Raw genomic sequence first — 23,398 nt, 5'->3', positions numbered from 1 at the left:
GCGGGTCCCTCCTCCGGGCAGTTGCGGCCATGGCAGCACGCTGCCGCCGCGCCCGAGACGCCGCGTCGGACTGACGCGCAGCCCTCCACCATCGGTACTCGCCATCGTTGTGCACTTCGCTTCCCCCGACGAAAGCGAAGTGCACAGCATCGGGAAGTGCTGACGGCAGCGTTCGTGCCGTCGGCCCGAGAGAAGTCACGCCCGTCTCGGCCATCGCGGCGCGCCATGACGAGACGCACGCCCCGGCCGGGTCAGTTCGTGACGGCGAAGACCCCGTGGGCGCCGCGCTCGGCGTCGACCATCGCGTGGGAGACGAACGGGTAGTTCCCCGCCTCCGGGAACGTCAGCTCGACGAACCCGCCCTGCGCCGCGGTCAGCGGCAGCACCTGGGCGCCGCCGGTCGGGTCCCCGCCCACACCGTCCGGCCCGCCGAGCCGGTACGCACCCTCGCTGTAGACGGTGTCGAACTGCCCGCCGACCACGTGGAAGGAGCTCCCGCGGGAGGGGCCGGCGTCCAGGACCCACACGCGCACCGTCTCGCCCACCCGGGCCGGCAGGCGGTCGTGGTCGTACTGGTTGGCGTAGCCGTTGAACACCACGAGGTCGGGCTCCTCGGCGGCGATCTTGTCCGCGTCGGCGGGGCCGTCCACGGCGCCGAGGTACAGCTCGGACTGGACGAGCAAGTACTCGCGGTCCACGGGCTCCAGGTTCGCCGGATCGATCACCACCGCGCCGAACATCCCGTTGGCGATGTGCATGGACATCGGCATCGTCGAGCAGTGGTACATCCAGATGCCGCTGCGGGTGGCGGTGAACCGGTAGGTCAGCGACTCCCCCGGCGCGATGGTCCGCATCGGCCGGTCCGGGGCGAGCGCGCCGGCGTGGAAGTCGATGGAATGGCCGATGGTGCCGTCGTTGACGAGGGTGATCTCGAAGACGTCGCCGACCTTGCCGCGCAGCGTGGGTCCGGGCGCCGAGCCGTCGAAGGTCCAGCGCTCCTGCGTCACGCCGGGGGCGACCTCGGCCCGCACCTCGGTCACGGTGAGCGTCAGCTCGTGGACGGTGGCGTCCGGGGCGGGCGGGAGGGTCGCGTCATGGGCGGCGAAGCCCTCCCCCGGGTCCGCCATGAGGTCGAGCAGCCCGGCGGCACCCGCGCCCGCGTCGGCGGACCCGGGCGTGTCGTGGCCGGCGGCCGTCCCGCCGTCGGCCGCCGCGCCGGGGGCGCCGACCGCCACGATGGCGAGCGTCATGCCCATCTGCCGGTGGCCGGCCACGGAGCACCAGCCGTCGACGTCACGCCCGATGACGCCGGCCTCGAGGGTCCGGGTCTCCCCCACGCTGAGCCGCCCGGTGGTCGCGCCGGTCTCGAGCACGAGGTCGTGGACGTCGGTGCCGGTGTTGGTCAGCTCGATGACCAGCTCGTCGCCGGCCGGGACCTCGACGACCGACGGCGTGAACCGCATGCCCTCGACCGAGACCTGGACGGTGGTGGTCCCACCGGTGGCGGCGACCTCCCCGGCCGCCGAGCCGGCCCCCAGCCCCGCGGCGGCCGGGTCGCCGGCGACGCCGAGGACCACGGCGATCGCGACGGCGCCCACGCCCCACGCCCCGCCCAGACGACGGCGCACCGGCGGCGGGCCGGTGGGGATCCCCGGGGCGAGCAGGTCGCCGCGACGCCCCAGGCGCCGTCGGGCCCGCAGGGCCCGGGCGAGCAGCACGAGGAAGGCGGCCATCGCCGCGAGCCCGAGCATCGACGTCGTCACCCGCACCAGCGAGGGCACCGGGACGACGAACATGATCAGGCACAGGTTGACCGTGACCACCCGGGCCACGGCGCCGCGGTCCATCTCCTCGTTCACGGCGCGCACCACGGACGGACCGCCGCCGAGCATGACCGGCGCGAGGTAGCTCAGCGCCCCGAGGAGCACCTGCCCGGCGAAGCCGGCGGCGAACGGGGCGGCGAGGAGCCCGAGGCCCTCGACGGCGTCGGGCCAGGTCGGTGCGGCCAGAAGCACGACCCCCAGCGCGGCGACGCAGAAGGCGGCCCAGCCCACCGCGCACGCGGCGGACAGCGTGGCGAAGGAGCGGGGCGGCTTGCCGCGGGCGATGGTCACCATGGGGCGGGCGAGCAGCACCAGGCCGACGAGGTATGCGAGCGTCCCGGCGGCCACGACCGGCGCGAGGCCGGCGAGCGCCCCGGCGGCGACGGCCAGCACCCCGGCGACGAGGACCCGCAGGGCGCGGCCGGCGGCGAGCGGGGCGCCGGGGACCATCTTGGTGCGCAGCATGGTCGGCCACAGGACCACGAGCGTGCCGAGCACGGTCAGGCCGACGAACCCGAGCAGCATCGTGCCCACGTGACCGACGTAGAGCCGGGCCTGGGCGTCGGCGTCGGCGGACGCGCGGGCCAGGAGCACGCCGAAGCCGGCGCCGAGCGCCAGGAAGGCGACCGCGGCGACGTAGAACAGCGAGAGCTTGCCGAAGCGGGCCATGAGCGCCCCGCGCCGCTGGCGCAGGATGACGCCGCCGTGCACCAGCCCCACCAGCGCGACGAGCGCCCCGCCGGCGGCGGTGAGCGCGTCCGCGGCGGTGAGGATCCCCGCGATGACGCCCACGGCGCCGACGTTGTGCGCCGCCAGGCGCGCCACCATGAACGGCTGCCCGCCAGGTGCGGGCCGGCCGAGGAGGGTGTCGGCGAAGTGGCTGGACCAGATGAGGATCGCCGAGGTGACCGCGCCGAGCAGCATGAGGTGGACCAGCAGCCAGCCGTACTCCGGCACCCAGCGGTGCGCGACCGCGACGGCGAACGCAGCCAGGAACCAGGCGACGACGACGGCGTTCGCCCGCACGTGCCAGGTTCGCCGGTCCAGCCCGGCCCGGACCGGCGCCCCCGGTCGGCCGGCGGCGGAACCGGCCGTGGGACCCGCGAGACCGGGCGCCGCGTCCGGGCCGGGGACGCCGCCGGGACGCATGGACGGGGGGCCGACGGGGATGGTCACGGGCGCGCTCCTGACGCTGTGGTGCGGGCCGCGCGGGGCGCGGCGAGCACCGACCAGGCGGCGACGGCCACGAAGGCCAGCACCGCGACGATGTTGCCCACCCCGCCGACCTGCACGACGGCCTCGACGTCGCGGGCGTCCCCGACGGCGAGGCGCAGCACGAGCGAGGCGTGCAGCAGCGCGGCGGGGACGTACATGACGGGGTGGTAGGGCAGCGGGCGGCGCAGCACCGCCGGGAAGATCACCGGGGCGTGCGCCATGATCATGGACATGACGAAGCCGAGCATGACGGCGTGCAGGACGGCGTCGTAGCCGCGGCCGGAGGTGACCGCACCACCGAGCGTCCAGACCGCACCCCCCACGGCCAGCCACGCGTACCCGGCGAGCAGGCAGGCGGCGATGAATCGCGGCAGGCCGGTGGCCCGCACGGTCCGGCGCGCGACGTCCCTGGCCGCGAGCCACCCGGCGACGGCGAGCAGGCTCAGCCCCGTCAGGCTGAACCCGACGCCCGGGGCGAGGAGGGAGACGACGGCGGAGCCCAGCACGGCGAGGGACGCGGCGAGCGCCACGCGGGAGGCGGCGGGCGAGAGCACCTCGGTGCGGGCGAGCTCGAGCCGCTCGCCGAAGATGGTGAGCACGAGGTAGGCCACGAGCCACGGTGTCAGCGCGGGCACCGGCACGCCGCCGGCCCACAGGAGCGCCGCCCCCAGGGCCGCGACGGCGCCGAGCACCTGGATGGTCACCGCGGCGGCGACCTGCCGGGCGAGCAGCTGGCGGTAGACGAGCAGCGCGAGGACCTGGGCGAGCACGAGGAGCCCCTGCCCGACGCCGAGCGGCAGCGAGGAGACGACCGCAAGCGCGGCGAGGCCGGAGACCGCGGGCGAGGCGTAGCCCCATGGCAGGCCCAGGGCGACCGCGCGCTCCAGGGAGATGAGGGTCCCGACGAACCCGAGCACCATGAGCGGCCCGTGCACGTCCGGGAGGCGCCCGAGGCTCAGGAGCGGGCCGAGCACCTGGGGCAGGCCGAGCAGGCCCAGGGCGGCGTCGAGCCCGAGCAGCAGGGCGACCGCGCCGGGGACGAGGAAGGCCAGGCGGAACCCTGTGCGGGTGCGCAGCGGTCGCACGCCCGGCGTGCCGCCCGAGGTCCGGCCGGTCCCCGCCGGGCCGGGCGGGCGAGCGGCCACGCGGGCCGGCGAGGCCGGAGGTGCGGGGCGCGGGTCCGCCGTCGGGGAGCTCACCCGGCTCACGCCCCGTACGGGACGGCTGGTGCGGGCGCGTTCTCGACCGGGCCGACGACGAGACCCTCCTCGCCGGTCTGCGCGCCGGCCCGCACGTGCAGCAGGCACGCACCGGGCTCGGTGAAGGCCTCGAGGGTGACCCGGCCGGGCTCGACCCCGCCCGTGGTCTCCAGGATCTCGCGCGCCATCCCCAGGTGGGCGCTGCACACCACCTCGGGCCGGTCCTTGGCGAGCTCGAGGACCGGGCAGCGCGGCAGCCGCAGGGTGTGGTCCGTCCCCTCCCGCGTGGCCTCCGGCGCGAAGCCGGTGCGCTCGAGCAGTCGGCGCAGGTAGGCGACAGCGGCGCCGGTCCCGCGTGACTCGGGTGGGCGCTCCGACCCGGCCCGCTCGAGGATCGCCCGGCCCCAGTGGCGGCCCGCCTCCCGCGAGTGCTGGCGCAGGACCGGACCGTCCGGCAGCACCTGGGTCAGGTAGCCGACGATCACCTGGGCGAGCACCGCGTACTCCGGGCTCGTGAAGGAGGCCTCCGGCGCGTAGGTGTACACCGACGCGGGCCGGCCGCGGCCCACCGGGGCGAGCCGGTCCCGCTGCGCCAGCCCCGCGTGGGCGAGCGCCTCGAGATGCTCGCGCACGGTGTTGGGGTGCTGGTCGAGGGTCTGCGCGACCTGGGCGACCGTCATCGGCTCCTGCTCCTCGACGAGCAGGTCGAGCACGGCGCGGCGCGGGGTCGACAGGTGCGCACGGGCGTCGGCACGGGAGGGACGCGGACCGAGTTTTAACACACGCCATACCGTACTTATTGCGGTAGGCGCACGCCAGGACCTTCGTCGCATCTCACGCGGAGGTTCGGCCCATCCCCGACGCGATCAGGTCCGCCCGCATGACGAACCTCACTTTTCGGACGCATACAGTAACGAAGTGGTAACGATCCCGACGTCGGGCCGAGCACGACCTTTCCGCGCGAGGGCGCGTGAAACCACCGATCCGCGGGCACGAACCGGGGCACCCGCCCGGCGGCGATCGATGACATGGTGGCGTGTCCGCACTTACGCCAACGGCCGGGCCCCGCGCCGGAGCCACTGGTTCCTGACGCCGCAGGGTCCGCCACGGGCCGCCTCCCCCAGGGCGGCCGGGCGACGACGCAGCGGGCGCGCGCGAACCCCGGGCGGAGCGCCCGCGCGTCCACGACGACCACGAGGTGAATGTGAGCGCCATCAGCGCCCAGCACGTGTACAAGGTATTCGGCCGACGATCGCAGGAGGCGGTCAGACGGCTGCAGGACGGCCGCAGCCGCGACGACGTCAAGCCCCTCGGCACCGCCGCGGTCATCGACGCCTCCTTCGAGGTGGAGAAGGGTGAGACGTTCGTCGTCATGGGCCTGTCCGGCTCCGGCAAGTCGACCCTGATCCGCATGCTCAACGGTCTGCTGCCGCCGACCGCCGGCCGCATCACCGTCGACGGCTCGGACATCTCCGACGTCTCCGCCGCCCAGCTGCGCGAGATCCGCCGCACGAAGGTGTCGATGGTCTTCCAGCACTTCGCGCTGCTGCCCCACCGCACGGTGCTCGACAACGCGGCGTACCCGCTGGAGATCCAGGGCGTCGCGCGCGAGGAGCGCCGGGCCCGCGCCGCGGAGGCGCTCGGCATGACCGGGCTGGCGGGCTGGGAGGACCACCTGCCGTCCCAGCTCTCCGGCGGCATGCGCCAGCGGGTCGGCCTGGCCCGCGCGCTCGCGGCGGACACCGACATCCTGCTGATGGACGAGGCGTTCTCCGCCCTCGACCCGCTGATCCGCAGGGAGATGCAGGACCAGCTGGTCGAGCTGCAGGCGACCCTCGGCAAGACGATCGTCTTCATCACCCATGACCTCAACGAGGCCATGTACCTGGGTGACCGCATCGCCGTCATGCGCGACGGGCGCATCGTGCAGGTCGGGACCGCGGAGAAGATTCTCTCCGAGCCCGCCGACGACTACGTGGCGAGGTTCGTCGCCGACGTCGACCGCTCCCGGGTCCTCACCGCCGGTTCCTTCATGAGCCGCCCGGTGGTCACCGTGCCGCGCGGCGCCGGTCCCGCCGTCGCCCTCCACGAGATGCGGCAGGCCCAGGTCTCCGCCGCCTACGTCGTCGACAAGCGCCGGATCCTGCACGGCTCCGTCTACGACGACGAGCTGCTCAGCGCCCAGCGCCGGGGTGCGGACACCCTCGACGGGCTGGTCCACCCCGACCACTCCGCCGTCGGCCCCGACGCCCCGCTGGCGGAGATGTTCGCCCCGGCGGCCGAGGCCCGGCTGCCCCTGGCGGTCGTCGACGACGGCGGCAAGCTCCTCGGCGTCGTCCCCCGCGTCGCGCTGCTCGAGGCCATGGTGCCCGCGAACGCGGACAGCGCCGGGTCCGATGTCAGGCCCGCCGAGCCCCCGGCCGACGCCGGGACGCTGCTCGCCGAGCAACCCGGCAGCACGCAGGACGGAGCGGTCGACGAGCACGCGTCCGCGACGACGGAAGGAGGCGCGCGATGACCGGGCAGTTCTTCCGCATCCCGCTCGGCACGTGGGTCGACACCTTCGTCGGGTGGCTCACGGACACCTTCGACGGATTCTTCGACGGCGTCGGCGCCGCCCTGAGCTCCCTCTTCGACGTGCTCGCGCTCGCCTTCGGCGCGCCACCCTTCTGGATCGTCGCCCTGGTGCTCGCCGGCCTGGCTTTCGCGGCCAAGGGGTGGAAGCTCGCCGTCGGGTCCCTGCTGGGGTTCGCCGTCATCCACGGCGTGGACCAGTGGTCCGCCGCGATGTCCACGCTCGCGCTCGTCCTGGTCGCCAGCGCCTTCGCGATCGTCATCGGCATCCCGCTGGGCATCTGGGCCGCGCGCAACGCCACCGTCTCGGCGGTGCTCCGCCCGGTGCTCGACTTCATGCAGACCATGCCCGCGTTCGTCTACCTGCTGCCCGCCGTGATCCTCTTCCGGGTCGGCGTGGTCCCCGGCATCGTCGCGACCATCATCTTCTCGATGGCTCCCGGGGTGCGGTTCACCGAGCTCGGCGTCCGGCAGGTGGACCAGGAGGTCGTCGAGGCGGGCCACGCCTTCGGCGCCACCCCGCGCCGCATCCTGCGGCAGGTCCAGCTGCCGCTGGCCATGCCCACCATCATGGCCGGCATCAACCAGGTGATCATGCTCGCCCTGTCCATGGTCGTCATCTCCGGCATGGTCGGCGCCCCCGGCCTCGGCCAGCCGGTGGTGCAGTCGCTGCAGAGCGTCAACATCGGGCTGGGCGTCGAGGCGGGGCTCGCCGTCGTCATCCTCGCGATGTACCTCGACCGCGTCACCGCGGCCCTCGGCGACCGCTCGCCCGTCTCGCGTGCGCTCAAGCTGCGCGCGGCCGACGCCTGACCACGGCGCGCGAAGGGCAAGCACTCCGACGGCCCGGCGCCACGCGCCTCCGCCGTCACCACTCTGAAAGAACCTGCCACACCGGCTAACAACCAGAGCGCACCTGCGCTCACGGAAGGACAACGGAATGCAGAATCTCAAGCGGCGCGGGGCTCTCCTCGCGACCACCACCGCCCTCGCACTGACCCTGGCCGCCTGCGGCTCGGCGGAAGGGGACGGCAGCGAGGCTGACGCCGCCGCGACCGGCCCGGAGAACGCGGAGCCGATCAGCATCGGCATCCACTCCGGCTGGGACGAGGGCATCGCCGTCTCCCACCTCTGGGAGCACATCCTCACGGAGGCCGGCTACGAGGTGAACATGGAGACCGCCGACGCCGGTGTCGTGTTCACGGCGCTCGCCGAGGGCGACTACGACCTCAACTTCGACACGTGGCTGCCGCTGACCCACGCGTCGTACCTGGAGCAGTACGGCGACGACCTCGAGGACCTCGGCACCTGGAACGAGGAGGCCGCGCTGACCATCGCGGTCAACGAGGACGCGCCCATCGACTCCCTCGACGAGCTGGCCGAGAACGCCGACCTGTTCGACAACCGCCTCGTGGGCATCGAGTCGGGCGCGGGCCTGACCAAGACCACGCAGGAGGCCGTGATCCCCACCTACGGTCTCGAGGGCATGGACTACATCGTCTCCTCGACGCCGGCCATGCTCGCCGAGCTCGAGTCGGCCACCGCTGCCGGGGAGAACATCGCCGTGACGCTGTGGCGCCCGCACTGGGCGTACGACGAGTTCCCGATCAAGGACCTCGAGGACCCCGAGGGCACCCTGGGCGAGGCGGAGTCGATCCACACCTACGCCAACAAGGCGTTCTCGGCCGAGTACCCCGAGGTCGCCGAGATGATCAGCGGCTTCGAGATGTCCAGCGACGACCTGCACTCCCTCGAGAACCTCATGTTCAACGAGAACGGCGGCGAGGACAACGCGGGCTCCGTCGACACCTGGCTCGAGGAGAACCCCGACTTCCTCTCGAGCGTCGGCATCGAGTGACCCGAGGTGGCCGCCGTGACCGCGGCGGCCACCGCACAGACAGGTGGCCCGCGGTCGCTGACCGCGGGCCACCGGTCTGTCCGGACGCTGACCGCACGACCACGGCCGCCGCTCGCCCCGTCGCGCCGACGGGCCTCGGTCGTCGGCATCGAGGCGGGCGCCGGCCTGACGAGGATCACCCAGGAAGCGGTGATCCCGACCTACGGCCTGGAGAGCATGGAGTACCTCGTCTCATCCTCCCCGGCCATGCTGGCCGAGCTCGACTCGGCCCTCGCCTCGGGCGAGGACATCGCCGTCACGCTGTGGCGGCCGCACTGGGCGTGCCAGGAGTACGACCTCAAGAACCTCGAGGACCCCGAGGGTGCGCTCGGCGACGCGGAGGAGGTCCACACGATCGCCACGGCAGGGTTCTCCGAGGAGCACCCGGACACCGCCCACGAGGCGGAGTACCCGCCGCCTGACTGCCCGAAGGGGTTCGAACCGGCACCGGTACGGACCCCTCGGGTCATCTAGTGCCCGTTGCCGGCGGCTCCGGCGGCACCGTTCGTCGGTGCGCCAGCGGCGTCGTCCGGCACGTGCCCGCGCTCGTACAGGTCGGGCTCGAGATAGATCTGGGTCCTGAGCGGCACCGCGTCACGGATGCGACGCTCCGCCGCGTCGATGGCGTCCGCGACCTGGCTGGCGCTGGCGCCCCGGGAAACCCCGATCTTGGCGGCCACCAGCACCTCGTCCGGACCGAGGTGCATGGTCCGCATGTGGATCACACGCTCCACGCCGTCCCCGGCGATCGCACGCTCGATCGCGTCGTGGTGCTGCGGCATGGCGGACTCACCGATGAGCATCGACGTCATCTCCCGGGCGAGGAAGATCGCGATCACCACGAGCAGCACGCCGATGGCGGCGGAGCCGACGGCGTCCCAGCGCCCGTCGCCGGTGGCGAGGGTCATCCCGACGCCGAACAGGCCGAAGACGAGGCCGAGCAGGGCGCCGGTGTCCTCCAGCACGATCGTCGGGATCTCGGGCGAGCGGGAGGCCTTGATGTACTGGAACAGCGTCATGCTGCCCCGGGCGTGCTCAGCCTCCTTCAGCGCGGTGCGGAGGGCGAAGCCCTCCATCACCACCGCGGCGAGGAGCACCGCGATGGGCACCCACTGCCACGAGTCGATCGGGTGCGGGTCGCTGTACTTGTGCCACGCCTCGTAGAGGGCGAAGAGACCACCGAGGGTGAACAGGACGATCGAGACCACGAACGCCGCGACGTACCGCACCCGGCCGTACCCGAACTGATGGACCTCGGACGCCTTGCGCTTCGCGCTCTTTCCGGCGACGAGCAGCAGGGCCTGGTTCGAGGAGTCCGCGACCGAGTGGACCGACTCGGCCAGCATGGAGCTCGACCCTGTGAGCAGGTAGCCGATGAACTTGGCGATCGCGATACCGATGTTCGCCGCCAGCGCGGTCACGACCGCCTTGGTACCGCCGCTCGTTGCCATGCCAGCTCCCCTCTTCCGGCCGGCGTTGTCCGGCCCGGGGAAAGGCTAGGCCATGGGGCTGCCGCTCACGCGTCGAGGCGGCGGGCCTCGGACTCGAGGAGGATCGGCACGCCGTCGCGCACGGGGTAGGCGAGCTTGTTGACCTCGCTCGTGGAGACCAGCTCGGGCTGGCCGTCCGGCCCGGTGCCGTCGACGAGGTCGGCCCCGGTGACGGGGCAACGCAGCACGTGCCGGACCCACGGGTCGATGCCCAGGATCTGGGCGGATCGCGGCGCGCGGGGGGTCTGGCTCATCGTGCTCTCCTCGGTCGGTCTGCCCGCCACACTACCCGCGGGCGACGGCGGAGCCGCGGCCCGGAGCCGCGGCAGGGCGCGGCCTGGGCGGAGCCGCGGCCCGGAGCCGCGGCAGGGCGCGGCCTGGGGCGCGGCAGGTCAGTCGGCGTCACCCTGGAGCACGCGCAGGTGCCCGCGGCGTGTGATCTCGCCGTCGGCGGCGGGATCGGGCAGTCGGTGCGTGACGGGTGCGGGCACCGCGGAACCGGGCCGTTGCGCCGGCACGCTGGTGTGCGGCGTGGACCGGGACGCCTCGCGGACCGCGTTGGCGAGGGCGACGAGGTCGTCGTCGGACGGCGCCGCGGGCACGAACTCCGTGGCCAGGCGCACAACGTCCCAGCCGCGCGGCACGGTGAGGCGCTTCGCGTGGACGTCGCACAGGTCGTAGGCGTGCGGCTCGGCGCTGGACGACAGCGGGCCGAGCACCGCCGTGGAGTCCGCGTACACGTACGTGAGCGTGGCGACGGCTGCGCGGTCGCAGGCGGACCTGGTGCACTGGCGGACGGCTCTCACGTCGTGCGACGTTACCCCCTCCCGACCGCACGGCCCGGCTTCCACGCCGCGGGGGCACGCTGCCGGTCTGCGCACCCCGTTACTCTCGGGAGGTGAGCGAGTCCCAGCTGCCGGTCCCGGCGCTCCCCGGTCGGAGGGGCGCCCGCCGTCGCGACCGCCGCGGCCGCGGCCTGCGCGGCCCGCTCGTCCCGCCGACCCTGCCGGCCTGGCGCACCCGCGCCGACAAGTTCGACGACACGGTGCTGCGCTGCGTCCGGCGGCTCGAGAAGCGTTGGCCGAAGGAGCTCAGCGGCGTCGAGTTCGCCGTCGAGGAGGTGCCGCCCTCGGACCCGGCACCGTGGGAGCACCGCACCGTGGCGCTGGGCCGCTACTTCCCCGCCGACCCGCCAGCCGGGCTGACCCACCGCGTCGTGGTCTACCGCCGTCCCGTGCTCGCCCGCTCCGAGGACGCGGAGGAGACGGAGCTCCTGGTGCGCATCGTGCTCGTCGAGCAGGTGGCCGGGATGCTCGGGCGCGCGCCGGAGGACATCGACCCGGAGTACCCGGGCGACTGACGCGGGCGACCGACGGGGGCGGCACGGCCCCCGTCGTCCGCCGTTTCTCCGTCCCGGACGGGGCCCTCCCGCGCCCCGAGGTGGAACGGCCCCGCCCGGTTCGTGACGGCCCCTTCACGTGACGGCCCCTTCACGTGGCGGCACCCTCACGTGGCGGTCTCGGGTCGTGGCGGTCCCGGGTCGTGGCGGTCCCGGGTCGTGGCGGTCTCCGGGTCGTGGCGTCTCGGCTGGACCGCGCGGTTCGCGACAGCCCGTCAGCAACTCGGTAGACAGGTGTCTAGTGAGTGTGCGAGGGTGCTCCGCACGTGAGGTGGGTCACCGAGTTCCCACCTCCATGCACTCGAGGAGGAGCACGTGAGGTTCGAGAACAAGGTCGCCTTCGTCACCGGCGCCGCGTCCGGCATGGGCCTGGCCGCCGCGGAGGCCTTCGCCGTCGAGGGCGCCGTCGTGTACGGGGCGGACATCTCCGCGGACCGGCTCGCCGAGTCCTTCGCCGCGATCCCCCGTTCGGTCTCGGTTCCTCTGGACATCTCCGACGGAGCCGCCGTGCGCGCCGCGTTCGATCGGTTGGACGCCGAGCAGGGCCGCTTGGACGTGCTGGTCAACGCCGCAGGCGTCAACGCCCCGAACAAGGTGGCGCTGGACCAGCTCAACGAGCAGAACTACGCCGGCTTCGTGGCGATGAAGGAGGGCCGTCAGCACCGGCCCGAGTTCCTCGAGCACATCAGCGACGAGGACTTCGACCGCGTCGTGAGGATCAACCTGCACGGCCCGTTCTTCACCACCCGCTCGGCCGCACCGCTGATGAAGCGCACCGGCGGGGGCGCCATCGTCAACTTCTCGTCGGCTGCCGCGCTCATGGGCGTGGCCATGCCCGCGTACTACCCGGCCTCCAAGGCCGGCGTGCTCGGGCTCACCCGGGAGACAGCGATCGAGCTGGCCCCGTTCAACATCCGAGTCAACGCGCTCGCCCCCGGCGCCGTCGACACCCCGCTGTTCCGCCAGAGCGACGAGGAGTTCATCGACTTCCTCGTGGGCATGCAGCCCATCCGCCGTACCGCGACCCCGGCCGAGGTCGCGCAGACGGTCCTGTTCCTCGCCAGCGACGAGGGCTCCTACTACACCGGCCAGACGATCTCGCCCTCCGGCGGGCTCGTCATGCAGTGACGCGCCGCGACGACGCGCCGACCACGAACCACGGGGAAGGAAGACCAGCATGACCACCACCGCAGACCCGCGGCCCGCGGCCGTCCCGGCCGTCACCACGCTCGACGACGTCGACCGCCGCGCCCTCGGCCGCCTCACCGACGAGATCGCCCGGGACATCGAGGCCGGCTCCTACGACGGCGTCCACGTCGTCCTCGCCCGGCACGGCCAGGTCGTCCTCGACGAGACGATCGGCTACGCCGAGCGTGCCACCGGCCGCCCCCTCCAGCCGGACGCCGTGTTCCGGGTGCTCTCCCTGACCAAGGCCTTCACCAACGCCATGGCCTACCGCGCGCTGGGCGAAGGCAGGATCGCGCTGTCCACCCGTGTGGTCGACCTCATCCCCGAGTTCCTCGGCACCGACCCCTTCCACATGCTGCGCAAGGACAAGATCAACCTGGCGCACCTGCTCACCCACCGCTCCGGCATGCCGCCGACACCGAACCCCGGCCTCGGCCCGGATCGCTTCGGCAACCTGGCGGACGTCATAGAGGCGCTCAGCCGCGTGGACGTGCTGTTCGAGCCGGGCACGAACCTCAACTACGCCCCGTCGATCAACCACGCGCTCATGGGCGAGATGGTGCGCCGGGCCTACGGCGCCGACTCCTTCCGCGACCTGGCCCGCCAGCTGATCTTCGAGCCGCTCGGCATGACGCGCACGTCCTTCGGGCTGCCGACAGCCCTGGCGGGGGAGGCCGTGCCGCTGAAGGTGTACCTGCCCGAGGGCGGCTTCCTCTCACCGGAGGACATCGAGTGCCTCAACCGCTACATCACCGAGGACGCCGAGATGCCCTGGGTGGGCTCGGTCAGCACGGCCGCCGATGTCCTCACCTTCGCCGAGATGATCCGCCGCAAGGGAGAGGTCGACGGCGAGCACCTCATCGCGCCGGCTGTCCTGGAGCAGGCGACCACCCTGCAGACCGGCGACATGCCCAACGACCTGTACGCGCAGATGGCCGTGGCGCGCGGCTGGGAGATCCCGGCCGGCAACTTCGGGCTCGGGTTCTCCCTCAGCGGCACGGGGACCGCCCCGAACTTCTTCGGGCCGTTCACGTCGCCGCGCACGCACGGCAACTACGGCGCCGGGTCCTCGCTGTTCTGGATCGACCCGGACCGGGATCTGACCCTCGTGTTCCTGTCCGCCGGCGTCATGGAGGAGTCGGAGAACGTGGCCCGTTTCCAGAAGATCTCGACCATGGCCGTCGCGGCCGCCCTCTGACCACCGACCGCCCAGCCCCCGGCGACGGCCGACGCCGGACCGCGGCCGCCCCAACCGCCACACGCCACACCAGCCACCCCGACACAGGAGTCGAGAGATGACGACCACCGAAGCGCCCACCGCCGGCGCCCCGCCCGCCCGCTGCCCCGTCGCGCACGGCTTCGACGCCATGGGCGACGACTACTACAGCGACCCCGCCCGACACTTCGCCGCCGTGCGAGACGAGCACCCCGTGTTCTTCTACCCCTACCTCGGCGCCTGGATCGTCACTCGGCGCGAGGACGCCGAGGCCATCCTCGGCGACTGGCAGAAGTTCACCTCCGGCGCCAACAGCGGCCTCATCGACGTGCCCGAGCAGTACCGGGACGTCATGCCCCCCGAGCTGATCTCGCAGATGCTCGTGGGCTCGGACCCGCCCACCCACACCGTGCACCGCTTCGTGGCCCAGCGGGGGTTCACCAAGGCCCGCATGGAGGCCCTCCAGCCCGAGATCGAGGCCCGCGCCCACCGCGTGATCGACAAGTTCGAGGCCAAAGGCAGCGCGAACCTCGTCACCGAGTACGCCCTGGAGCTGACGACGCAGACGATCATGGCGCACATGGGCCTCGGTTACGAGGACGACGCCATGATGCGCCAGCTGCGCGACGACTTCTTCGCCGTGCTGGCCAGCGCCCAGGAGCCGTTGCCCGAGCCGCGCCGCTCGGAGGTGTGGGACCGCTACGTCGCGTCGAGCCTGTACCTGCGCGAGATCGTCGAGCAGCGCCGGGAGAGCCCGGGCGAGGACCTCATCTCGGACATGGCCGCGGTGCGCGAGAAGGACGGCACGCCCACGCTGAGCGCCGCGCAGATCGCGCTGCACCTGACCGAGTTCGCCGCCGCCGGAGTCGACTCCACCACGCAGGCGATCGCGAACGCCGTGCTCTTCCTCGACCGGAACCCCGAGGCGCTGGTCGACGCGCTCGCGGACCCCGAGCTGTGGCCGCGCGTCTTCGAGGAGACGGTCCGCCGCCGCCCCTCCTCGACGTTCGCCTCCCGACAGGCGCAGGTGGACGTCGAGATCGGCGACGCGCAGATCAGGAAGGGCGACATGGTGTGGCTGGCCCTCGCCAGCGCCAACACGGACCCCTCCCGGACGCCGCGGCCGTTCGAGTTCGACACCCACCGCCCGGACCCGGAGGACCACCTGACGTTCACGCAGGGCCGGCACACCTGCCTGGGCCAGTCGCTCGCTCGCGTGCAGGGCGCGACGGCGCTGAAGGTGCTCTTCGAGCGGCTGCCGTCCCTGCGACCGGCGGCCGAGGTGCCGCTGGAGTTCGTCCGCATGGCGCTGCTGCCCGTGCGCCGGAACCTGCCGGTCGAGTGGGACGTCACCGACGTCGCGCGCCAGCAGAAGAAGGTGCTGCGCCAGATGGACCTGACCGTCCTCGAACGCACCGAGGCCTCCGACGGCGTCGTCTCGCTCGTGCTCGGGCATCCGGACGGCGAGGCCCTGCCGGAGTGGAAGCCCGGCGCCCACATCGACGTCCGCACGGGGGCCGACGGCGCGGGCCGGGTCTGCCAGTACTCGCTGTGCTCCTCCCCGGCCCGGCCGGAGAGCTGGCGCATCGGGGTGCTGCGCGAGCCGGCGAGCCGCGGCGGGTCGATCTTCCTCCACGACGACGTGCGCGCGGGCTCGACGGTCACGGTCAGCTGGCCCCGGAACAACTTCCGGTTCCGCGACTCGCCCCGGTACGTCTTCGTCGCCGGCGGCATCGGCATCACGCCGATCCTGCCGATGATCGAGGCGGCCGAGGCGCAGGGCGCGGAGTGGACGCTGCTCTACGGCGGGCGCACCCGCAGCTCGATGGCCTTCCTGGACGAGCTCGCCGCCTACGGCGAGAAGGTCCAGGTGCGCCCGCAGGACGAGCACGGCCTGCTCGACCTGGGCGGACTCCTGGGCGAGGTCGCGCCGGACACGCTGATCTACTGCTGCGGGCCCGAGCCCCTGCTCCAGGCGGTCGAGGCGGCGAGCGCGCACTGGCCGATCGGGTCGCTGCACACCGAGCGGTTCGCCCCGAGGACGGTGGCACGCAGCGAGCCCGACACCGAGTTCGAGGTCGAGTTCGCCGAGTCGGGCGTCACCGCCATGGTCCCGCCCGGCCGGTCGATCCTCGAGGTGGCCGAGGAGGCGGGCATCTCGGCGCTCTCCTCGTGCCAGGAGGGCACCTGCGGCACCTGCGAGACGCGGATCGTCACCGGCCGCGCCGACCACCGCGACTCCATCCTCACCCCGGCGGAGCAGGACGCGAACGCCACGATGATGATCTGCGTCTCCCGGGCGGAGAAGGGGTGCCCGCGCCTGGTCCTCGAGCGCTGAGCGAGCGGCGGTCCGTCGCCCCGCGGTGGGACGGACCCGCCCCGGGACGACGGCGCAGGCGCGGCTGCGCCGTCGTCCCCGCTAGGGTTCGGGACCGTCGGACCCCTACCCCGAGCGAGGAGATGGCGTGGCTGCGCCGATGACGAGGATCGAGCAGAAGCGGGCCACCCGCGAGGAGCTCGTGCGCGCGGCCCGTGAGCTCTTCGTCGAGCAGGGATACCCGGCGACGAGCGCCGAGGCCATCGCCCGCGCTGCCGGCGTCTCCCGGGCGACCTTCTACCTCCACTTCCGGTCCAAGGCCGAGGTCGTCGTCGGCCTCATGAGGGACCTCGAGGCCGGGGTGGCCGCCGACTACCGCGCCCTCGACGCCCTGGTCGACCCAGATCTCGAAGCAGTGAGCGCCTGGCTGCACCGGCACGCCGAGCAGTGGCGACGTTCCCGCAACGAGTACGCCGCGATGGAGCAGGCGCTCGCCAACGAGCCCGCGGTGGCCGACGAGTGGTTCGCCATGGTCCAGCGCACGGCCGCGTCGATGACACGACTGCTCGACCGGCAGCCCGACGAGGCGGCCCGGGCGCAGGCCCACGTCCACGCCGTCGCCCTCGAGATGTCCGTCGACCGGAACTTTCACTTCGCGATCGTGCGCGGGCACGACGCGAACTTCGACGCCGTGGTGCGGGCGCTGGCGGAGCAGTGGCTCGTGCTGCTGCGCAGGTGACCCCGGCGGCTCCGTCGCGCTCCTGAGGTTCGGCACGCCCGCTCAGACGCCGTCCCCGTCGGCGTGAGCCGGTGCCATGTCCAGGAGGAGACCGCCCTCGAGTCGACGGGTGTGCACCGCCCGCAGCGGGGCGACCGCGATGAGCGCGGCCCCGAGCATCTCCAGCAGCTCCTCCGCGTGGTAGATCGCGACGAGCGCGGCGCTCTGCCCCGCCCCGCGCGTGTGCATGAAGCTGGCCACCGCCTCCAGGCCCACGGCCCCGGCGAAGAAGACCACGATGCCGACGGCCAGCAGCTGGCGCGTGCTCCGCGGCAGTCCTCGCGCGAGGAGCAGGAAGACCGCGACGACGGCGACCGCCAGCGGAACCCCCAGGACGAGCCACACGAAGGGGATGTCGTCCGTCGAGGCGAATCTCTGCGCCGGCTCGTAGAGCTTCTCGTGCAGCATGGTGCCCTCGTCCAGGGCGAACAGCACCAGGATCGCGCCCACCGACCACCACGTGAGCACCCTTCCGTGGCCCGTCGCCCGGCTCAGCCATCCTGCCGCGAGGAAAGCCGCGCCCCCCGCGACGAGCATGGCGACGGACCACCAGCTCGGCACGTTGCCCTCGACGCCGACGTTGAGGTACGCGTGCCCGCCCCCGCCGACCTGGAAGAAGGGGTGAGTGACGAGCTCGAGGGTGACCCAGCTCGACGCGACGAGCAGGAGGGAGCCGGCGCAGAGGACGAGCAGCACGCCCCGCCACGGGAGCCCGGTCGGCGCCGGGTCGCGCTCGACGTCGGCGACCCCGCCGGCGGGCCGACCCTGGGCGTCCATGCCGAGCATGGTAGGCACGTGAACTCGTCATGGCCGGGAGGTGAACGGCCGACGCACGCGAGCCGGTCGGTCAGCGCACCTCGACGCGCACCGAGCGGGCGGCGTGCGGGTCCGGCGAGAGCGGCAGCACGCTGACCAGCTCGCCGTCGCCCGCCTCCGCGGTGAGCACGCTGGCGGCGAGGACGCCGGTCCCTCCCTCGGTACGCACCTGCACGGCGACCGTCCCCCCGGCGAGCTTCGCGGCGTCGGCGGTGACGGTGCTGCGGCCGGGCACGGTGACGCCCACCGGCTCACCCAGCGTCCCGCCGTCGCCGACCGGGACGAGCTCGGTCTCGACGTCGTCCGCGCCCGGGTTGGTCAGGGTCAGGGTCGCGGCGTCGACGACCTCGCCGAGCCCCGGCGTGAGCAGGACGCCTGTGGCTGCCGGGTCGGCCGCGGGGGTCCACGCCCGCTCGACCGGCGGGACGTCGGGGTCGAGCTCGCCGGCCCTGCCGACCCGGGCCAGGACGACGGCGCCGGTCACCGGCCGGTCGGCGGTGATCTCGACGGCGTACGCGCCGGCGTCGACGCCGGCGAGCGTGAGGTCGAGCACGGCTCCGGGGTCGAGCACGACGTCCTCGGCCCCGGGCACCTCGACCTCGCCGTCGGGGCCGAGCAGGGTCACGGACGCGGTCGCCGTCTCCTCGCCGGGGTTGACCAGGCGTACGGCGGAGGCGGCGGGATCGTCCGTCCCGGACTCGGTCAGCACCACGCCGGGGACCGTCACGGTGAGCGCGGGCGGGGCGGCGGGGGTGACGACGGCGACGCCCGCTCCCACGAGACCGTCGAGCTGGTGGTCCTGCACTCGGGCGGCGACCTGGCCGCCGGTGGCGTCCACGCGCAGCGCGAGGGCGGGGTCGCCGGTGGCGACGCCCTCCAGCAGCACGGTCGTCTCGCTGTGCGGGGCGACGACGATCTCGGCGAGCCGGGCGGCGTCGGCGAGGCCGAGGGTCGTCCACATCGTCGCGGTGACGGTGGCCGGCGTGTCACCGGTGTTGGTGAGCACGAGCTGGGCGCTCTGGCCGAGGTCCGTGCCGCCGCCGACCAGCCAGGTGGTGCTCTGCGGCCCCTGGCACGGGGCGGCGGCCAGGCCGCGCAGGTCCCCGGCGTCGGTGCGGGTGAGGGTGGCGCCGGCGGGGAGCGCGGCGACGTCACCGACCGGCTCGGCGCGCAGGAGCGCACCGCCGCCGGCGTCGTGGACCTCGAGCGCCCGGACCTGCCCGGCGCGCGCGAGCTCCTGCGGCTCGCCGTCGAGCGGGGTGTAGGTGGCCTGGGCGGCTCCGGCGTCCCCGCGGGGCAGGGTGAGCAGCTGCGTCAGCGTGGTGGGGGTGACGTCGGCAGGGTCGAGCTCGGGGTCGACCGACATCCCCTCTCCCGCCGTGAGCGCGGGCGGACCCGCGCACACCGCGGCGACCGGCCCGGCGGGAACGTCAACCACCCCCGCCTCGACCGGCTGCCGCTCGCCCGCCGGCCAGGCAGCGGCACCGACGACGGCGCCGGCGGCGGCCGCGACCAGCGCCAGGCCGGAGACGGTCAGGCCGAGGCCGCGGGCGACGCTCCGCCGCCGCGAGGGGCGGGGCTCGGACACGGACGCGACCGGGGCGGCATCGTCCGCCGGATCGGCGTCGTCCTCGGGCGAAGCGTCGGCAGCGTCGACCTCGGGCGGAACGTCGGTAACGGCGTCGTCCTCGGGCGAAGCGTCGGCGGCGGCGTCCGCGGCGGTCGGCTCACCCGGCCCGTCGGGGGAGGCGCCGGTGGGGGGCACGTCGGCGCCGGGCTCGGCAGTCTCGCCGGCCGCGGTCCCGTCCACCGCTGCGTCCGGCTCCGCCGTCGTCCGCTCCCCCACGTTCTCCCCGACCGGGTCCTCCTCGCGGCCCGGCCCGCGGCCCTGGTCCTCGCGCATCACTCCACCTCCGTCCGGCGTCGGCGTATCGGCAGGGCCAGCAGCACGGTGAGGCCGACGACGATGCCCTGCACCCACGCCCACGCCGTGCCGCCCGGCGCCTCGTGGCTCACGGTCAGAGTGCCGGTGTGGGCGGGCAGCTCGAAGGCCTGGCGCCACCCGTCGGTGGTCGCGCGCAGCGGCCGGCCGTCGTACCAGGCGCGCCAGCCGGGGTCGGCGCGCTCGGCGAGCACGAGGGTGCGACCCTCGGGCCCGGAGGGCAGCTCGGTGCCGATCCGGGTCGGCCCCGCCTCGACGTCCTGCTCCCAGGCGCCGTCCGCGTCGACCACGCGGGCGCGCGCCACCGAGCTGGCCGAGCCGGGCTGCCCGGACTCGCGCGAGACCCGCCAGATGACGCCGGACTCGTTCTCGGTGACCCGGTCGAGGCCCGCGGTCGCGTCGAGCTGCTCGATCAGCGCCGCCCGCTCGGTGGTGGTCGGCTCCATGCCGGCGGGCACGTCGGCGGGCTCCGGCGGGACGACGACGATGCCGACGGCGTGGCCCCCGAGCACCTCGGCGACGTCCTCGCCCGCGCCCACGGACATCGCGGCGACGGTCCGCGCGATCTCGGCGTCCGCCGCGTCGAGCTCGTCCGGGGCGAGGTCGCGCAGGGCCGCGACGGCCGACGCGGCCGTCAGCTGCGGCCCGGCGCCGCGCCAGATCTCGGCGCGCAGGGTCTCGCCCGCGGGGCTGAGGGCGAGCACGCGCGAACGGGCCCCCGAGCCCTGCATCTCGGCGGCGACGGCGGGCACCGGGGCGGCTCCCCGTCCGTGGACGGCCAGGACCTGCGTAGGTGCGTCGTCGCCGCCCTGGTGGACGGAGGCCAGCCACCCGGCGGCGGTGCCCAGGGGGCCGAGCACGAGCACCGGCGCCAGGACCGCGACAGCGACCTGCCCGACGCCGAAGGTTCGGCTGCCCAGCGCGGCACGCAGGCCGTCCCCCGCCGAGACGACGGCGACGAGCAGGCCCAGGACCACGAGCGACGTCCCGGGGCCGGCCCAGCCGCGCACCACCTGCGTCACGCCGTCCGGCCCGGCGCCGACGGCGACGTCGGTGCGCGCCGCGACCAGCGCGGCGACCAGCCCCACGAGCGCGACCAGCCAGCCCGCGCGCACGGCCCACGCCCGTCCGGTCCCGCGCAGCAGCGCGAGCAGAGCGCCCACGGCGAGCGTGGCTCCGCCCAGCGCCGTCCCCCACTGCGCCAGGACGGCCGCGGCGCCGTCAGCGCCGAGGCCGGGCAGCGGAGGGGGCTCGACCGGCCAGCCGAGCACGGCGAGCCAGGAGGGTCCGGCGTCGGAGGCGAGGGCCACCCCGGGGTCGGCGAGCAGCAGACGCCAGCTGCCAGCCCCGACGTCGCTCACGGCGGCCGCGACGAGGGGGCCGAGCACGACGAGCGCAGGCAGCGGGACGGCGAGCAGCACCCGCCGTCGCCGCGGGACCACCAGGGCGAGCAGGACGACGGTCACGAGCGACGCCGGCAGCAGCACGGGCGCGCCGGCCGCCGCGCCGGCCAGCGCCAGGGCCGCCCCGGCGCCCGCGGCGATCGACCCCGCCCGGGTGCGGCTGGTGGTGACGGCGCCGTCCGGCGCGGCGGGGCCCTCGAGGTCCGGCACCTCCGCATCCCGGCTCACCTCTCCCGCGCGCGCGGCCTCGGCCGCACGGGCGCGGGCGGTGCGCCTGGCACCGACCATCCCCGAGAGCACGACGTCGCGGCGGTCGACCGCCACGGCGCGCGCGATCCCGAGCGCCACCCACGGGAGCAGCACGTGGGCGAGGAGGGCGCCGAGGCGGCCCTGCCCGGCGGCCAGCAGCAGGGCCGGGGCCAGCGCCCAGGTCACCGCCGCCCAGGCCCGCAGCCCCACCGAGCGGGTCGCCGCGCCGGCCGCGAACCACGCGCCGAGCCCGGCGAGCGGGACGGCGAGGACCACCAGGGCGGTGACGAGCGCGTTGGCCGACGCCCCGAACGGCGCCAGCGGCAGCATCGCCACGGCCAGCACCTGCAGCAGGGGGTCGGCCGGCCCCGGGTGACCGTCACCCGCGCCGACCCAGTCGGTGCGGGCGGCCCGCCAGAGCTCGCCCCAGGTCGCGTCGGCGGGCAGCAGGGCCCCGCCCGTCAGCGGGCCGGCGAGGACCAGCGGCGCGAACGCCGCCAGCGCGAGGGCCGTGAGGAGGACCAGGGTGAGGGTGGCGCCCGTGCGGCGGCGGCGCGCGAGCGCGGCACGCTCGGCGATCTCGAGCTCGCTCGGGGCCTGGGCGGCGTGGCGGGCGGCCGCGGCGGTGCGGCGGACGTCCCGCTTGGCGCGCCGGATCTCCTGCCCGCTCGCCTGGAGCGGCACGAGCGCCCGGGCCGGGATGCGGCGCACGCGGGCCGTCCGCCGCCGGGCCCGCCGGAGCGCGCCGAGCTGGGCGAGGACGGCCAGCGCGGCGGCGATCTCCGCGCCGGCGAGCCCGATCTCCTTGGTGGCCACGCGCCACAGGGCGCGCAGCGGCGCCAGCAGCAGGAGCCCCGCGACGAGCACCGGCACGAGCGCCGCGGGGGCGGCGACCAGGCCGTTGTACAGCTGCGCCCGGCGGCGGGCCAGGAAGGACCGGCGCGCGTCCGGCCCGTCGGCCGCCAGGGCCTCCCCCGGCTGCGCCGTCGGCCCGCCCCGCAGCCCGAGGTAGGAGGCCCGGGCGTGGTGGACGACGGCGGTGGGCACCACGACCACGCGGTGGCCGGCGAGGCGGGCGCGTCGGGAGAGCTCGAGGCCGTCGCCGAACGGCCCGAGGGCCGGGTCGGTCCCGCCGAGCTCCTCCCACACGGCACGCCGGACCAGGGCGCCCGCGGTGCCGACGGCGAGGACGTCCTCGCGGTGGTCGTGCTGACCCTGGTCGATCTCTCCGGGCTCGATGTCGGCGACGCGGCGCGCGGTGCGGGTGGCGCGGACCCCGACCTCGAGGAGCCGGTCCGGCTCCGCCCAGTCCCGCTGCTTGGCGCCAAGGATCGCGACGGAGCGGCCGGACTCCGCGGCGTGGAGGAGCTGGTCGAGCGCGGCCGGGTGGGGCGCTGAGTCGTCGTGCAGGAGCCAGAGCCAGTCCGGGCGCGCCCCGGGGTCGGGGGCGTGCCCGAGCACCCCCACGGCGCGGATCTCCCCGGTGGTCACCGGCGTCAGCTCCCCGGTCACCCGCGACCAGGAGCCGCTGAGCGACCCGGTGGCCCGCTCGCGCTTGCGGGCCCGCTCGGCGGCGCGCTCGACGAGCTCGCCGTACTGCTCGAGGCCCTGGCGCACGGCCTCGCCGAACGTGGCCGCCTCGGGCGCGCGGACGACGCGCACACGGGTGACCTCGTCGAGGCGGGCGCCGGCCACGGCGTCGTGGACCGGCACGCCGGTGCCCAGGTCGCGTCCGGGCGCGCCGACGTCGACCACGAGGACGACCTCGGGCAGATGGGTCTGGGCCGCGAGCGCGGCGAGCGTGCGCTGGAGGTAGACGGAGACGCCGGCGCTGACCACCACGGCGAGCGTGGAGGGCCGAACGGGTGTGGTGGTCTGGGCCGCCATGAAGC

At 74.7% G+C, this 23,398-nt stretch carries 18 protein-coding genes; 9 read left to right on the top strand and 9 right to left on the bottom strand.

Annotated features, from left to right (window positions below; all coding sequences use genetic code 11):
* Positions 1-251: 251 nt before the first annotated feature.
* Genes KZX45_RS14785 through KZX45_RS14775 form a run of 3 tightly spaced genes read right to left on the bottom strand, consistent with a single transcriptional unit; the run spans position 252 to position 5,019 of the window.
* Positions 252-2,999, bottom strand: a complete 2,748-nt coding sequence (locus tag KZX45_RS14785) for a multicopper oxidase domain-containing protein (RefSeq protein WP_308221749.1) — start codon at positions 2,997-2,999, stop codon at positions 252-254.
* Positions 2,996-4,246 (bottom strand): hypothetical protein, encoded by a 1,251-nt coding sequence (locus tag KZX45_RS14780; RefSeq protein ID WP_248258517.1) that lies wholly within the window; start codon positions 4,244-4,246, stop codon positions 2,996-2,998. The genes KZX45_RS14785 and KZX45_RS14780 overlap by 4 nt, the downstream gene beginning before the upstream one ends.
* Positions 4,243-5,019: a metalloregulator ArsR/SmtB family transcription factor gene (locus KZX45_RS14775; protein ID WP_248258516.1), complete on the bottom strand. Its 777-nt coding sequence runs from the start codon at positions 5,017-5,019 to the stop codon at positions 4,243-4,245. Before KZX45_RS14775 ends, KZX45_RS14780 begins: the two co-directional genes overlap by 4 nt.
* Positions 5,020-5,441: 422 nt before the next feature.
* Here KZX45_RS14775 and KZX45_RS14770 point away from each other — a divergent pair, with 422 nt between their 5' ends.
* The 4 genes from KZX45_RS14770 (at position 5,442) to KZX45_RS14755 (ending at position 9,182) form a co-directional block, all read left to right on the top strand.
* Positions 5,442-6,755, top strand: a complete 1,314-nt coding sequence (locus tag KZX45_RS14770) for a glycine betaine/L-proline ABC transporter ATP-binding protein (RefSeq protein ID WP_248258515.1) — start codon at positions 5,442-5,444, stop codon at positions 6,753-6,755.
* The gene (locus tag KZX45_RS14765; protein WP_248258514.1) at positions 6,752-7,624 is read left to right on the top strand and encodes a proline/glycine betaine ABC transporter permease; all 873 of its coding nucleotides are present in this window, start codon (positions 6,752-6,754) and stop codon (positions 7,622-7,624) included. The genes KZX45_RS14770 and KZX45_RS14765 overlap by 4 nt, the downstream gene beginning before the upstream one ends.
* 127 nt (positions 7,625-7,751) lie before the next feature.
* Positions 7,752-8,669, top strand: coding sequence for a glycine betaine ABC transporter substrate-binding protein (locus tag KZX45_RS14760; RefSeq protein ID WP_248258513.1), 918 nt, complete (start codon positions 7,752-7,754; stop codon positions 8,667-8,669).
* Between the two features lie 15 nt (positions 8,670-8,684).
* Entirely contained in the window at positions 8,685-9,182 is a 498-nt protein-coding gene (locus KZX45_RS14755; protein ID WP_248258512.1) for a glycine betaine ABC transporter substrate-binding protein, read from the top strand.
* Here KZX45_RS14755 and KZX45_RS14750 read toward each other — a convergent pair.
* From KZX45_RS14750 to KZX45_RS14740, 3 genes are all read right to left on the bottom strand, one after another.
* Entirely contained in the window at positions 9,179-10,159 is a 981-nt protein-coding gene (locus KZX45_RS14750; RefSeq protein ID WP_248258511.1) for a cation diffusion facilitator family transporter, read from the bottom strand. The two genes, KZX45_RS14755 and KZX45_RS14750, sit on opposite strands and share 4 nt — an antisense overlap.
* A gap of 65 nt (positions 10,160-10,224) precedes the next feature.
* A complete protein-coding gene (locus KZX45_RS14745; RefSeq protein WP_248258510.1) occupies positions 10,225-10,452 on the bottom strand; it encodes a Trm112 family protein in 228 nt (75 codons plus the stop codon).
* Positions 10,453-10,590: 138 nt separating this feature from the next.
* Complete coding sequence (locus tag KZX45_RS14740) at positions 10,591-11,004, bottom strand: DUF3499 domain-containing protein (RefSeq protein WP_248258509.1); 414 nt, start codon at positions 11,002-11,004, stop codon at positions 10,591-10,593.
* Positions 11,005-11,096: 92 nt separating this feature from the next.
* Between KZX45_RS14740 and KZX45_RS14735 the strand changes: the two genes are divergently transcribed.
* From KZX45_RS14735 to KZX45_RS14710, 5 genes are all read left to right on the top strand, one after another.
* The gene (locus KZX45_RS14735; protein ID WP_248258508.1) at positions 11,097-11,558 is read left to right on the top strand and encodes a metallopeptidase family protein; all 462 of its coding nucleotides are present in this window, start codon (positions 11,097-11,099) and stop codon (positions 11,556-11,558) included.
* 354 nt (positions 11,559-11,912) lie between these two features.
* Entirely contained in the window at positions 11,913-12,725 is an 813-nt protein-coding gene (locus KZX45_RS14730; RefSeq protein WP_248258507.1) for an SDR family NAD(P)-dependent oxidoreductase, read from the top strand.
* Positions 12,726-12,774: 49 nt separating this feature from the next.
* Entirely contained in the window at positions 12,775-13,983 is a 1,209-nt protein-coding gene (locus KZX45_RS14725; RefSeq protein ID WP_248258506.1) for a serine hydrolase, read from the top strand.
* A gap of 97 nt (positions 13,984-14,080) precedes the next feature.
* Positions 14,081-16,339 (top strand): cytochrome P450, encoded by a 2,259-nt coding sequence (locus KZX45_RS20375; RefSeq protein WP_308221748.1) that lies wholly within the window; start codon positions 14,081-14,083, stop codon positions 16,337-16,339.
* 127 nt (positions 16,340-16,466) lie between these two features.
* A complete protein-coding gene (locus tag KZX45_RS14710; RefSeq protein WP_248258505.1) occupies positions 16,467-17,057 on the top strand; it encodes a TetR/AcrR family transcriptional regulator in 591 nt (196 codons plus the stop codon).
* A gap of 42 nt (positions 17,058-17,099) precedes the next feature.
* Here the strand turns inward: KZX45_RS14710 and KZX45_RS14705 are convergent, their stop codons facing one another.
* From KZX45_RS14705 to KZX45_RS14695, 3 genes are all read right to left on the bottom strand, one after another.
* Positions 17,100-17,873: a hypothetical protein gene (locus KZX45_RS14705; RefSeq protein ID WP_248258504.1), complete on the bottom strand. Its 774-nt coding sequence runs from the start codon at positions 17,871-17,873 to the stop codon at positions 17,100-17,102.
* A 70-nt stretch (positions 17,874-17,943) separates the two neighbouring features.
* On the bottom strand, positions 17,944-19,815 hold the full coding sequence (locus KZX45_RS14700; RefSeq protein WP_248258503.1) for a DUF5719 family protein: 1,872 nt from the start codon (positions 19,813-19,815) through the stop codon (positions 17,944-17,946).
* Positions 19,815-23,393 carry a glycosyltransferase gene (locus KZX45_RS14695; RefSeq protein ID WP_248258502.1) on the bottom strand — a complete coding sequence of 1,193 codons (3,579 nt, stop codon included), beginning with the start codon at positions 23,391-23,393 and terminating at the stop codon, positions 19,815-19,817. Before KZX45_RS14695 ends, KZX45_RS14700 begins: the two co-directional genes overlap by 1 nt.
* Positions 23,394-23,398: the final 5 nt, after the last annotated feature.

This window comes from Georgenia sp. EYE_87 (assembly GCF_023148685.1).
GTDB lineage: Bacteria > Actinomycetota > Actinomycetes > Actinomycetales > Actinomycetaceae > Georgenia.
Note: the sequence above shows the minus strand (reverse complement) of the source record. Positions and strands in the feature narration are given on the sequence as shown.